12 protein-coding genes are annotated in these 11,815 nt (G+C 36.6%); 4 read left to right on the top strand and 8 right to left on the bottom strand.

Annotation, left to right across the window (positions count from 1 at the left end; translation table 11 throughout):
- Positions 1-329 precede the first annotated feature (329 nt).
- Positions 330-2,465, bottom strand: a complete 2,136-nt coding sequence (locus BM260_RS10690; protein WP_093537338.1) for an ATP-dependent Clp protease ATP-binding subunit — start codon at positions 2,463-2,465, stop codon at positions 330-332.
- A gap of 184 nt (positions 2,466-2,649) precedes the next feature.
- On the opposite strand from BM260_RS10690, the gene BM260_RS10685 reads away from it, so the two are divergent.
- Positions 2,650-3,345, top strand: coding sequence for a Crp/Fnr family transcriptional regulator (locus BM260_RS10685; RefSeq protein WP_093537337.1), 696 nt, complete (start codon positions 2,650-2,652; stop codon positions 3,343-3,345).
- 146 nt (positions 3,346-3,491) lie between these two features.
- Here BM260_RS10685 and BM260_RS10680 read toward each other — a convergent pair whose 3' ends face one another.
- Complete coding sequence (locus BM260_RS10680; protein WP_093537336.1) at positions 3,492-3,812, bottom strand: metal-sulfur cluster assembly factor; 321 nt, start codon at positions 3,810-3,812, stop codon at positions 3,492-3,494.
- Between the two features lie 65 nt (positions 3,813-3,877).
- Complete coding sequence (locus BM260_RS10675; RefSeq protein ID WP_093537335.1) at positions 3,878-4,636, bottom strand: prolyl oligopeptidase family serine peptidase; 759 nt, start codon at positions 4,634-4,636, stop codon at positions 3,878-3,880.
- A 131-nt stretch (positions 4,637-4,767) separates the two neighbouring features.
- On the opposite strand from BM260_RS10675, the gene BM260_RS10670 reads away from it, so the two are divergent.
- The 3 genes from BM260_RS10670 (at position 4,768) to BM260_RS10660 (ending at position 7,230) form a co-directional block, all read left to right on the top strand.
- Entirely contained in the window at positions 4,768-5,580 is an 813-nt protein-coding gene (locus BM260_RS10670; RefSeq protein WP_093537334.1) for a Cof-type HAD-IIB family hydrolase, read from the top strand.
- 164 nt (positions 5,581-5,744) lie between these two features.
- Positions 5,745-6,596, top strand: a complete 852-nt coding sequence (locus BM260_RS10665) for a DegV family protein (RefSeq protein ID WP_093537333.1) — start codon at positions 5,745-5,747, stop codon at positions 6,594-6,596.
- Between the two features lie 124 nt (positions 6,597-6,720).
- Positions 6,721-7,230: a DUF3231 family protein gene (locus BM260_RS10660; RefSeq protein ID WP_093537332.1), complete on the top strand. Its 510-nt coding sequence runs from the start codon at positions 6,721-6,723 to the stop codon at positions 7,228-7,230.
- 60 nt (positions 7,231-7,290) lie between these two features.
- Here the strand turns inward: BM260_RS10660 and BM260_RS10655 are convergent, their stop codons facing one another.
- From BM260_RS10655 to BM260_RS10640, 5 genes are all read right to left on the bottom strand, one after another.
- Positions 7,291-8,736, bottom strand: a complete 1,446-nt coding sequence (locus BM260_RS10655) for an alpha-amylase family glycosyl hydrolase (protein ID WP_175496272.1) — start codon at positions 8,734-8,736, stop codon at positions 7,291-7,293.
- A 268-nt stretch (positions 8,737-9,004) separates the two neighbouring features.
- Entirely contained in the window at positions 9,005-9,166 is a 162-nt protein-coding gene (locus BM260_RS18430) for a hypothetical protein (protein ID WP_175496271.1), read from the bottom strand.
- A gap of 88 nt (positions 9,167-9,254) precedes the next feature.
- Complete coding sequence (locus BM260_RS10650; RefSeq protein ID WP_093537330.1) at positions 9,255-9,617, bottom strand: YisL family protein; 363 nt, start codon at positions 9,615-9,617, stop codon at positions 9,255-9,257.
- Positions 9,618-9,671: 54 nt separating this feature from the next.
- On the bottom strand, positions 9,672-10,568 hold the full coding sequence (locus tag BM260_RS10645) for a fumarylacetoacetate hydrolase family protein (protein WP_093537329.1): 897 nt from the start codon (positions 10,566-10,568) through the stop codon (positions 9,672-9,674).
- A 77-nt stretch (positions 10,569-10,645) separates the two neighbouring features.
- Positions 10,646-11,809, bottom strand: coding sequence for a DUF418 domain-containing protein (locus BM260_RS10640; protein WP_093537328.1), 1,164 nt, complete (start codon positions 11,807-11,809; stop codon positions 10,646-10,648).
- Between the last annotated feature and the right edge of the window lie 6 nt (positions 11,810-11,815).

The raw sequence follows: 11,815 nt of genomic DNA, 5'->3' as shown, positions 1-11,815 counted from the left end.
ATGAAATCGATAGATTTCTATCCAACTACTAATAACCATCTTATCGACACCCAGGTCGCGTGCGATTTTTCTTAATGACATTCCTTTCTCAAAAAAGGCATCAATTACATCTGCTTTTTTTATGTTCATAACGTGCACCCCCAAGTTAGTTTAAGTCCAACATTTTGGGTGCACATCACAGCGCGAGCTGAAGACCCTGGACTGAGCGTAAGCGAGGAAAGCGTCCGCTCGCAGAGGAAATCAACGGCATATCTACGTTTCTGTTTTTTGAGGACCGCGCGTCTTTTTGTCTGGTTTTCTTGTAGTTTTTCCTAATTTTCATGATTTTATTAACTTTCCATCATGATTTTCAGTTCATCCTCTTCCATTTTAGCAACTACCTTACTGCCAGGTAGAACAGTACCACCGATTAGAAGTTTAGCTACTGCCGTTTCTAAGTAACGTTGAATATACCTTCTCAATGGTCTTGCACCAAATGCTGCATCTGTACCTTCCTCAACAATCCACTGTATTACCGAATCATCTACTTGCAACTCAATTTCTTGTTCATGCAAACGACTTTGAAGTTGTTTCACATATTTTTCTGTAATCTTTATGAAATGATGCGTGGTTAAGGAATGGAACATAATAATATCATCTAAGCGATTTAATAATTCTGGTTTAAAATGTTCACGTAATGCACTCATCACAAGGCTTTCATCTTGTTCCGATACTTCCCCAGTTGTATTTGCTAAGTACCCTGAGCCAATATTAGAAGTTAAGATGACAATTGTATTTGTAAAGTTTACAATTCTACCTTGGCTATCCGTTATTCGTCCATCATCCATCAATTGCAATAAAATATTTGCGACATCTGGATGTGCTTTTTCTATTTCATCGAGCAACACGACTGAATACGGATTTCTACGAACAGCCTCTGTTAATTGACCGCCTTCTTCATACCCGATATATCCTGGAGGTGCTCCAACCAAACGAGAAACACTGTGCTTTTCCATATATTCCGACATATCAATACGTATAAAATGCTCCTCAGAGTCAAATAAATTTGCCGCTAATGATTTAGCAAGTTCCGTTTTACCAACTCCCGTAGGTCCTAAAAATAAGAAAGATCCAATTGGTTTATGAGGATCTTTAATACCTGCTCTTGCACGCCAAACCGCCTCTGTCACTAACTGGACAGCTTGATCTTGTCCAACTACTCGCTCTCCTAATGTTTCATTCAAGCGTAAAAGCTTTTCTCTTTCTCCCTCTACCAGCTTTGTTACAGGAATACCAGTCCATCTTGAAACAATAGAGGCAATTTCCTCTGCTGTTACCTCTTCTCGTAATAGACGAGTTTCTGTATCTTCATTTACTTGGTTTTCATACACTTGAAGCTCTTTTTCTAATGTGGGAATTTTACCATGGCGAAGCTCTGCTGCTAAGTTTAAATCGTATTGATTTTCCGCCTCTTCTAATTCTCGGCGATAGAGATCCAGTACTTCTCGTTTTTGTTGAATTACTTGAATAGCCTCTTTTTCTAGCTGCCATTTTGTTCGCATTTCACTTGTTGAAGTCTCTAATTCTTTTAAATCCTTACGCAATTGCTCTAGTCTTTTTTGACTTGCGGCATCCTTTTCTTTCATTAACGCTTGTTCTTCAATTTGAAGCTGCATCATTTTTCTTGTAACTTCGTCGAGTTCCTGCGGCATTGAATCGATTTCTGTCCGAATCATCGCGCAAGCCTCATCAACTAAATCGATTGCTTTGTCTGGCAAAAACCGTTCTGTTATATAGCGATTTGAAAGCTCTGCCGCTGCTACAATTGCTCGGTCATGGATTCGCACCCCGTGATGTAGTTCATAGCGTTCTTTCAGTCCGCGTAAAATAGAAACTGTATCTTCTATAGAAGGTTCTCTGACCATTACTTGTTGGAAGCGTCTTTCCAGTGCTGGGTCCTTCTCAATATACATTCGATATTCATCGAGTGTTGTAGCTCCAATACAATGCAATTCCCCGCGCGCTAACATTGGTTTCAACATATTACCGGCATCCATTGCACCATCAGATTTCCCTGCGCCAACTATCGTATGAATTTCATCGATGAATAAAATAATTTGTCCTTCGCTATCTTTCACTTGCTTTAAAACGGCTTGAAGGCGTTCTTCAAATTCTCCGCGATATTTTGCACCAGCGATTAACGAACTCATATCAAGCTCAAAAATCTGTTTCTCTTTCAAGCCTTCTGGTACATCCTTACGTACAATTCGCTGGGCTAGTCCTTCTACAATTGCCGTTTTCCCTACCCCTGGTTCGCCTATTAATACAGGATTATTTTTCGTTTTTCTCGATAGGATTCGAATAACATCCCTTATTTCCTGATCACGCCCAATAACAGGATCCATTTTCCCCTCTTTGACTGCATTTACTAGATTTCTACCGTACGTTTCTAAAGGACTTTTTTCATCTTGCTGTTTCATTTGCATTTTACAAACCTCTCCTCGCGAAATAGTTTGACCTTCTTTGACTAATATAAGTATACGTTTTTCCTATAACCTTTGTAAAGAAATATGGCATGATATTTGGTTAAGTAAATTACCTAAATATGCTATTATATATGAAAGTGCACATATGAAAACAAATGTGAATATCGGAAAGGAAGTAATAATTATGAATGAACAAAGTTCCAATTCACAAGGTATACATGCACTATTCGAACAATATGGAGTCAACTTAAAAGTAGATAAAGATCAATCCATTTTCTTAGAAGGTGAAAGATCAGAAGATGTTTTTCTTGTAAAAACAGGTACCATTCGCATAAGTAAGGATACAGAAAGCGGAAAAATATTAACTTTGAGAATTACTGGAAATAATACGATTATAGGAGAAACTTCTATTTTTTGCGAAGTTTTGTATCATTCCGTTTCGGCAAATGCAGTAGAACCTACCCACTTATTAGTATTATCTCGTTCTACATTGGAAAAATACTTATCGGATGATTCTACTCTTATGAAAGAATGGCTTCAAATCCTACAAGTGCATAATTTAAAAAACGAAACTCGCTTAAGAGATTTATTGCTCCATGGGAAAAAAGGTGCGTTATTGTCCACATTAATACGATTAACAAATACGTATGGGGTAAAACAAGTGGATGGTGGTATACTAATAGATCGCGCATTGACCAATCAAGAGTTGGCCAACTTTTGTGCTACTAGCAGAGAAGTTGTAAATCGGATTTTAAATGACTTAAAGAAAAAAAAGGTTCTATCGTTAGATAATGGTATGATTACAATTCATAATCTACCTTTTTTACGCACAGAAGTTGAGTGTGATAACTGTCCATTACATATTTGTCGAATTGACTAGCTGCTGAGCTAATTCAGCGGCTTTTTTGTTTGGATTTTGGAAGGTGAAACTTAGGTGGAATCGTGTTTAACTCAGGGCACTATTGTGGAGCTTAATAATAAAAAGTCGAATCTACTAGGATTCGACTTTTTACTCGATGTATTTTATTATCTAATTCCTAGTGCTATTTTAGCGTAGCGAGACATATTGTCTTTTGACCATGGTGGATTGAAGACAACATTCACATCTGTTCCTTTTACTTCAGGTAGTTCACTAAGTGCTGTTTTTACTTGATCTACAATCTGTGGACCCATTGGACAACCGATTGATGTTAATGTCATGGTAACTTTTGCAATATCTTCATCTGCTAATTGCACATCATATACTAAACCTAAATTGACAATATCTATGCCTAGTTCAGGGTCGATAACATTTTCCAGAGCGGCCATCATACTATCCTTCATGTCTTGTTCTTCATCTTGACTCATATTGAAAACCTCCTCTTTTTATCCCGCTTAACAGGCTATATATCAATCATATCAAACTCAACAGTTTATGCCAAACTATCCGCAAGCCACTGCATAGAAGCTAGCAATCCTTTTCGTGATACTGCATGTCCCGCTGACTTCTCGTTCATCAAGACTATATTCTTTTTATCATATCGCTTTCTAAGCGAAGCGATAAATTGGGCAGTTGGTTCATATGGTACTACAGGATCCTTTTCTCCATGCCAGAAGAATAATGGCGTTTCAATAAGATTATCAGGATAGTTTGATGCGTCAAAAGTAGCTAATGTGTCGAACATATTTTTTCGTTCAACCGCATTCAATGGTACTTTGAATCCTTTTTGTTCAACGGAAGCAATTTGTCCTTTCGCAAGTTCTACATAACCAGGCGTACCCATCATAATAGCAGCAGCGTCAATCCATGGATAGACTGTTAAACAGCCTAGAGTAGTAATACCACCCATTGACGTTCCACCTATACCAATTTTTTGACCTGTGAAATAGCCACGTTTTTCTAACTCAAGCTTAATATGCCCAACTTCTTCGATAGAAGTTAAAACAATTTCCCAAAAACGAAGACTTATTTCTACTTCATCTAATTTTTCATCTCGTTCTCCATGTAGATGTGCATCTGGTAAAATGACGCGACAGCCTTGTTGTACAAGTTGGTAAGCGTAATGTAGGTTATGCTCTTTTCCACTTTCAAATCCGTGTAAAAAGATGACAATTGGAGCATCATTTTTTGTTTCTTCTTTAAAAATATGTAATAACGGAATGTTTCCCCATGCCTCGGTAGTAACTATCATTGCTATCCCGCCTTTCTTCTATCATTATTCTACCAAAGTAATCTTAAGAGTTCAAAGAGGCTGATTTTACATTTTGACGTTATTCATTGAAAACGATACACTTTAAAGTAAGATAGAAGGGAGTTTTTTTTATGAAACCACATTTAATCGTGTTAGATTTAGATGGTACTTTATTGACCGATGAAAAAGTAATTTCAACAAAAACTAAAAATATACTTCAGCAGGCAAAAAATGAGGGACATGAAGTAATGATTGCCACTGGTAGACCTTATAGATCCAGTGAAATGTATTATAAAGAGCTCGGTTTGAGTACACCAATTGTTAACTTTAACGGAGCATTTGTTCATCATCCTGGAAGATCCTCATGGAAAACTGTACATACACCGATAGATTTAAAGGTTGTCAAACAAGTAGTTGAAGCGGTAGAAGGTTATTCCATCAAAAATATGCTCGCGGAGGTATTAGATGATGTATATTTACATTATCACGATGAAAAAATACTCTCAGCATTTTCATTAGGGAATCCACAGGTAACTACCGGAGATTTACGCAGCCTTTTGAAAACAGACCCAACTAGTTTACTAATCCATGCAGAAGAAGACTCGGTCGATTTAGTACGCCAGCATTTAAGAGATGTTCACGCGGAAGTAATCGATCATCGTCGTTGGGGTGCACCTTGGGATGTTATTGAAATTGTACGCCATGGATTAAATAAGGCGGTTGGACTCTCCCAAGTATCCAAGTTCTTAAACATACCAAAGGAACGTATTATTGCGTTTGGTGATGAAGATAATGATTTAGAAATGATAGAATATGCTGGTGTTGGAGTAGCTATGGGTAATGCAATTAGTCCTCTTCAATCCATCGCCAATGAAGTAACTTTAACGAATAATGAAGATGGTATTGCAGAATTTCTAATAGAAAGATTAAACTTAACTAAATAGATTCTGCTGTTTTTCACTCCAGGCGGACGCTTTACCCTCCAACAACCTAAATCAACAATTTCTAAAAATGAATAAAAATATGATGCCACGCAAAAGTTATATTATATTTGAAACAAGTAATTATGAAATTAACTCAAATAAATAGAGTTACAGGAGGATGGGAAATGAGAATATTTGCTGATAGTGCTTCAGATTTACCTAAGAGTTTTTTTGAAGAAAATAACGTTCTTTTAGCACCACTTAGAGTTCATATTGAGGAAGATGAATACGAGGATATTATTAGTATTGATTCTTCGGAAGTTTATGCTGCAATACGTGCAGGGAAGCATCCAAAAACTTCACAAGTTTCACCTGAATTATTTTTGCGCTTATTTGAAGATCTTGCAAAGTCAGGAGAAGAAGGATTATATATTGCATTTTCATCGGCTCTTTCCGGAACCTACAGCACAGCTATGATGATGCGGGAGCAATTATTAGAAACGTATCCAGATTTAAAACTGACGATTATCGATACTCAATGTGCATCACTAGGATATGGTTTGGTCGTTAAAGAAGTAGTTAGACTGCGTGATGAAGGAATGGATGCGGCTCAAATTATTGAAAAAGCACATTTTCATGCCGAGCATATGGAACATTTATTTACCGTGGAGGATTTAGATTATTTAGCACGTGGTGGGAGAGTTTCTAAAGCGAGCGCATTTGTTGGAGGGTTACTTAATATTAAACCACTGCTCCACGTAGAAGAAGGCAAACTCGTGCCTTTAGAGAAAATTCGTGGACGTAAAAAAGTGTTGAAGCGTATGCTTGATATGATGGATGAACGAGGAGATACTATAAGTGAACAGACGATCGCTCTTTGTCATAGTGATGATGAAGCGACAGTACTAGATTTAAAGCAAATGATTGTAGAAAGATTCAATCCGAAGAATATTGAAATATATTCCATCGGTTCAACTATTGGTGCGCACGTTGGTCCAGGAACAATGGGACTGTTTTTCTTAAATAAACGACCATAAAAGTTAAAGTAAGATCTATAGTTTATGTAGATCTTATTTTTTTTGGAGAATACTTTCTCATTTACTTCACATACTACCATTTACATGGAGAAATTCTGTGAAAATATAAACTAGGAGTGAGACAATGGGAATTTTGAGTGGTAATCCAAAAGAAGAACCTTTACATTACGGTGAAGTATATGCTCTGTGGTCAAACTTAGTAATTAATAACGGGTTAATCGCCGCATATCAAACTTTTTATAATCATGCAGGTGATGATGAACTAAAACAGTTGATAGAAGAGTGCTATAAAGCTATGGAAGAAGAAAATAAACAAATTGAGAAGATATTAAAAGTAAATTCCGTTGGTTTACCACCTGCACCCCCTGCTCGCGCAGATGCTCGACTTGAAGATATTCCGGTTGGTGCACGATTTAATGACCCTGAAATTGGAGCGGCATTAGCCATGGATTCAGCTGCTGGACTAGTAGCATGTAGCAAAGTAATGGGTGAAAGTATCCGCGAAGATATTGCTATGCTTTACGGACAATTTCATATAGCTAAAACTCAAATTGGTGCAAAAATTCTACGCTTAAATAAAAGTAAAGGGTGGTTGGTATCTCCACCTCTTCATAATTTCCCTAGTAAAAAATAGTTTTTCGCAGTCCCACAAAAAAACTGTTCACCCGTAAATACAGGTGGACAGTTTTTTTAGTTATTTACTTTTTTCTTCATCTACTCGGCGTTGTTTCCCTTTACGCCAAACAATGATCAAAAATAACATAAACAGTAGATAAGCAATGACCATTGCAGCGATATAAGCACTATTTAGTCCTGTATCATCTTTAACTTGATATACTTCGACAATCTCTCTATCTAATACTAAACGGTAAGAACCATCATCGGTAGCACGGACTATATCCGATTCAAATAAACCAAGCAGTTCTTTATCTTCACCGATTTCATCACTAGAAAGATCTATTCTTTTGGTCTCACTTGTATTATTCACTACCACATAAAATGTTTCTTCATCCGAAGAACGTTTGTATACTGCATAACCATCTTTGTTTTCTAATAATTCCATTTTACCAGTTCGCATTGCTTCAGACTTTGTGCGAATGGAGGCCATATCCTTTAAGTATTCAATTAACTCTTCATCTACCCGGAAATTCATGATTTGGTGGCTATCTTGTGGTTTTTGACCATTCATCGCTATTTCCGTACCATATGTCATATATGGTACTCCTGGTAATGTAAGAATTGTACCGATTGCCATCTTAATGCGAGTAGGCGGGAACATATTTTCCACTGCACTATGATACGTAATTCTCTCTGTTAACAAATTATCCACCATTACAAGGCTATCTTCATTTGTGGAAGAAATAGACTCTGAAGGTAAATCTGTATTTTTGAAAGTATCCCGGAAATCTATCATTTGCTGTTCTGAATAGTCCAAGTCAAAATTCGCTTCTGACTCTTCGAGTGCGATGACATACATAGGATCACGAACTTCTTTTACTGCAGCGATTAAATCATTAATAAATGCAGTTGGCGCTCCCTCCAACTCTGACAATTTAACTCCATCAATTTTGTAGGTTTCTGCAAATTTTACGATGGTATCAATAAGAGCCTGTTGTACATCATTATTAGTCAAATCCAATTGCATCTGACCATTTTCTGTTGATAGTACCCAATCACTCTTTTTGTTGTCGGTTGACCAAATATGTTGGTCACTAAAGTTATTTAGAGGAAATTCAACCATAATCTTCATATCTTTTTTGTGTGATTCATCTAATAACTCGTTAAATTCTTCCGTTGTCCCAAAGTGTCTCTCTAGTTCTTCAAAATCCAAGATTCGCTTTCCATCATAAGATTCAGTAGAAAAAACAGGACCAATAGAGATTGTAGTGAAACCCATATCTTTAATATGTGTCATCTTTTCTAAAACACCTAGAAAGTCCCCACCTGCGAATGCATTGGGATCTTTGGGATTGACCTCATAATCATTCGTTCCTAATTTATTGAAGTAACGATCTACATATAGATCATAAATACTTTCGTTATGTATAGAGTTATTCGTTTCTGCATTGCTCACCTGAGTTGTTGTAAGGCAAAGACTACTCATCAGCAATCCAGTTATAATCCATTTTGTAAACTTCAAGGTAAATCCTCCTTTGACGCATATACATTTCATTTTAACAAAGCTCTGTTTTAATCGCTATTGTTTCGCCATTAAAGCATTAAATATCTATTATATTTCGTCCAAACTGTGACAGCTATACTAAAAGTATTTCTAGTGCTTTATAACAATGTTTTACATTACGACTACCGAGTGACTTTCTGAGATGTTGCTAGGCTGAAAACACCATCTGTTCCTTTTTCCAATTCCCTTGTCCGCAGTACACTTTTATAAAAAACAAAACCACCAATCACTCTGGTGGTTTCTCGATTTTATGAAATTCTTGAAGGATATGTGATTGGAGTTCACCAGGAGAATCAGTATTGTTTTTTTGTAGATTTGCAATGACAACTGACGCACCTACAAAAACAAGCATTAGAACAATGACTAATATTAGCAATGTTATTCCCACCTAAAGCTCCCCCTCTCTTATTCTCTCAAAATAGCACAATATCAATAAAATGAAAAGAAGCTTTCACTAAGTGAAAGCTTCCCAAAACCTATGCTAAAAAGTTGATACCCATTGGTAATTTGAACCCAAGGAAAAGTGCGATCAAGAAGAAAACAAATACTAACACTAAGAAAGTTGTGTACGGTTTCCCTTTTGCCTTTTTCACTAAAGTCATTTCCATCATTCCAATTACTAATATGCCTGCTAGGAACTTAAATCCGTAAAGCATTCCTTCACCAAAGTCCATGCCCTTGATGAACAAAGCAACCCCAGAAATGATGATTAGGATGTAGAACAAACGTAAAATCATATGAACTACTTTAGGTTTAGCAATCGCTAATGCTACAAAAAATAGGATTAGTGCGACTACCCAAGTGGTAATGTGTAAATCTGTTCTTGCTAGAAAATCCATTTTTTCCACCTCAATATACTTGTAGTTTACTACTATCCTATTTAGTGTACCATGTTACTCGAATTTGTTCACTAATGTACCTATTCCTTCAATAGATATTTTTACTACATCTCCTGATTTTAAGTAACGTGGTGGATTAAATCCCTTGCCGACCCCAGCCGGTGTTCCAGTTAATATAACATCACCTGGCTCGAGGGTAACAGACTTAGAAATCTCGGCAATAATTTGTTCCACTGAAAACACCATATCGGAAGTTTTACCATTTTGACGAATCTCATCATTTACCTTAGTCACAACAACTAGCTCCTGTGGATTTGGTAACTCATCCTTCGTTACTACATAAGGCCCCATAGGACATGACCCTTCAAGACTTTTCCCTAAGAAATATTGCTGATGCTTCGTTTGTAGATCACGCGCAGTTAAGTCATTGGCAATTGTGTAACCGAATATATAATCATAAGCTAATTTTTCTGGAATATTTTTTCCTTGTTTACCGATTACAATAGCTAGCTCGCCTTCGTAGTCGAAGGAATTTGTAATATCTGCGTGTAATGATAGAGTTTGCTCATCTGCTGCAATGGAAGTGGGAGATTTCGTAAATACAACAAATTGACTTGCCGTTCCACCCATTTCTTTTGCATGATCTGCATAGTTTTTACCAATTGCCATAATATTTTTTGGTGTTCGTGGAATTGGTGAAAGCCACTCTATTTCTGTAAAGGAACGTTTGAAGTTATTTGGCTGTTCAGCCTTTGATGCCGCTTCTACTAATTTACGGATTTGTTCGAGAAAATCCATCCCTAAACCTACTCCATCTATAATAGTAGTGGGAAATTTGGGTAATACTTGGAGCGTCTCCTGAATGTGTAATACATCCCATACTGCCTCTTCTTTTTTTACTTTTGGTCCGAAGTAAATTTTGTCGTTTAAACGGTATGATAACAGTTTCATTTGATGGACACTCCCTTAAAAGTTTTAATCTATCTCTTAGTCTATTACAAATTAACTTCATTTTCATCTATTTTCGACTAATTATTCGAATAAGTCAGTTTTCTCCATAACATTTCTACCGGACCTTGCTTAAATTTCGTAAACCAAATCTCTGCAAAGACTACTTGAAAAGCATAAATCCCTATAGCCATCCACGTTCCTGTGCTTAAATCGATTTTCCCGTATAATCCGAATCCATAAGCATAAAAAATAGTAGTCGCAATAATAGATTGCATTAAATAGGTCGTCATCGACATTCTACCAACCTTCGAAATTGGTGAAAGTATTTTTGCTGCGAAAGGAATCGAGCAAACTAATGCAATTATACCTGCGTAGGCTATTGCTTGAAGTGGTCCTCCAAAAGTATCTTGGATACCCATAGTAAATAAGTTTGCTTCTAGTAAATATGGAAGCCATTTAATAACAGTACCGACTATTAACATTACTAACACTGTAATCATCCAATATACTTTTAATTCTCTTGCTCTTTCGATAAGCTTCCATTTTGCTGCTGCTGCACCTAGTAGTAGGAAGGGAACGATAGTAAATAGCATCGAAATGACGATGAGTCCATTTCCACTCATATATAACCAGTCTGCTAATCGTTGAGAGAAAATATCGCCCCATGATCCTTGGCCATATGCAACAATAGATGCTTCAATTTCCTGAATGCCAGTATAAATAATCGTGGCATTTGGCTCTAAAAAAGATCCTAGATAAACTAAACCATAAAGTAATCCATTTGGTATTAAGAATAAGAAGATACTAATGAATAGTAACCAAATTGGCTTTAATCTAATCATCAGTATTAATACAAATCCTGCTAGGGCATAAGTTATCAAAATATCACCGGCCCAAATAAGAAACGCATGAATACATCCGATTATTAACAATACAGTCAATCGTCGAACGGCAAATTTGGCAAATGGACCGCCGTTAGCCGTAGACTTCAGAAATTGCATAGCCAAACCGTAACCAAATAACATGGAAAACAGTGGATATACACTTCCTTGTACAAAAATGTCAATCATTTTAAACGTTTCAAAATCACTTGGGTTTTGAAACCAAGTATACGGATTTATATAAATATATGGAGAGTGGAAAAATAGCATATTAACGACAAATATGCCGAGTAGAGCAAAACCTCTCATGACATCTATCGAAATAATTCGTTCATTGACTCCTGTTGGTTTAATAGACAAGCTTTT

The organism is Psychrobacillus psychrotolerans (assembly GCF_900115805.1).
Taxonomy (GTDB): Bacteria; Bacillota; Bacilli; order Bacillales_A; family Planococcaceae; genus Psychrobacillus; species Psychrobacillus psychrotolerans.
Note: the sequence above shows the minus strand (reverse complement) of the source record. Positions and strands in the feature narration are given on the sequence as shown.

Excerpts from the sequence above, each read along its gene's own strand:
- BM260_RS10690 (WP_093537338.1), bottom strand. The coding sequence starts at position 2,465 with ATGCAAATGAAACAGCAAGATGAAAAAAGTCCTTTAGAAACGTACGGT.
- BM260_RS10685 (WP_093537337.1), top strand. The coding sequence starts at position 2,650 with ATGAATGAACAAAGTTCCAATTCACAAGGTATACATGCACTATTCGAA.
- BM260_RS10680 (WP_093537336.1), bottom strand. The coding sequence starts at position 3,812 with ATGAGTCAAGATGAAGAACAAGACATGAAGGATAGTATGATGGCCGCT.
- BM260_RS10675 (WP_093537335.1), bottom strand. The coding sequence starts at position 4,636 with ATGATAGTTACTACCGAGGCATGGGGAAACATTCCGTTATTACATATT.
- BM260_RS10670 (WP_093537334.1), top strand. The coding sequence starts at position 4,768 with ATGAAACCACATTTAATCGTGTTAGATTTAGATGGTACTTTATTGACC.
- BM260_RS10665 (WP_093537333.1), top strand. The coding sequence starts at position 5,745 with ATGAGAATATTTGCTGATAGTGCTTCAGATTTACCTAAGAGTTTTTTT.
- BM260_RS10660 (WP_093537332.1), top strand. The coding sequence starts at position 6,721 with ATGGGAATTTTGAGTGGTAATCCAAAAGAAGAACCTTTACATTACGGT.
- BM260_RS10650 (WP_093537330.1), bottom strand. The coding sequence starts at position 9,617 with ATGGATTTTCTAGCAAGAACAGATTTACACATTACCACTTGGGTAGTC.
- BM260_RS10645 (WP_093537329.1), bottom strand. The coding sequence starts at position 10,568 with ATGAAACTGTTATCATACCGTTTAAACGACAAAATTTACTTCGGACCA.